Below are 838 nucleotides of genomic sequence, written 5' to 3'. Positions count from 1 at the left end.
GCTTAGCAATGAGCCCGTAGTTCGCATAAGTTCGCCGAGGAATTGACCAATGGCCAAGGACATCGAGAATCCGTGTACTTCTGTCTGCCAGTTGAACAGCGAACTGTGCGTCAGCTGCGGTCGCACCAAGGAAGACATCAGAAAATGGAAACGAATGAAGCGTCCAGAAAAAATGGCCGCTGTACAACGCGCGACCCTGCGTCTGAAAAGCCTGCAAAAAAAGAACTCTCAAACCACTGTAATTTAACTTTTCTACGCTTTCAGCCGAGACAGATGTCCAGATTCGGAAAGGCAAGCTGAGTGGCAACGCCACCCGAACTTAGCACTATCGTGGTCAGATGCGCAGTGCTTGTCAGCAGACGGAGCATGGCGTCATCTCAAATTGTTATTGAGGACAGCGGTACGGGGTTATCCGATTCGGCGCAGGCGCGCCTTTACAGCTTGTTGCTGATCGTCCTTTGCGTATTGCTTGAGAATGAAATCAACATAGCATGTCCCGCTGCATGGCCATGAGCTGGGACCATGCTGTGGCCGAATGGATGAGGTGGGATTAGTTTGCGGGGTATTCAGCAATGACCTGATCTACGCCGGCTTTGGTCAGGCCGATTATTTGGTAGGTCTCATGTACTCCGTCGACTTCCATTCCTGGAGAACCTGCTGGCATTCCAGGAGCAGCGATCCCGAGAAGGTCGTCACGCTTACTCATCGCAATTATTTGCTCAACTGGCACATGACCTTCAACAAACTTCCCGTTGATCATCGCAGTGTGACAAGACGAGAGTCGTGGAGCGACACCTAGATCTTGTTTGACAGCACTCATGTTGGTTTCTACATGATC

The 838-nt window shown here is 50.8% G+C and carries 2 protein-coding genes; one reads left to right on the top strand and one right to left on the bottom strand.

What is annotated here, in order from left to right:
* Positions 1-49: 49 nt before the first annotated feature.
* Positions 50-247: a DUF1289 domain-containing protein gene (locus tag KMS84_RS43600; RefSeq protein ID WP_008437450.1), complete on the top strand. Its 198-nt coding sequence runs from the start codon at positions 50-52 to the stop codon at positions 245-247.
* Positions 248-550: 303 nt separating this feature from the next.
* Here KMS84_RS43600 and KMS84_RS43595 read toward each other — a convergent pair.
* On the bottom strand, positions 551-838 hold a 288-nt coding region (locus KMS84_RS43595), incomplete at its 5' end, for a DUF411 domain-containing protein (protein WP_256921234.1).

Origin of the sequence: Streptomyces hilarionis, from assembly GCF_024539675.1 — a bacterium.
GTDB lineage: Bacteria > Actinomycetota > Actinomycetes > Streptomycetales > Streptomycetaceae > Streptomyces > Streptomyces hilarionis.
This window is presented reverse-complemented; position numbering and strand designations above follow the sequence as displayed.

Coding starts and splice junctions, on each gene's coding strand:
- KMS84_RS43600 (WP_008437450.1), top strand. CDS start 50: ATGGCCAAGGACATCGAGAATCCGTGTACTTCTGTCTGCCAGTTGAAC.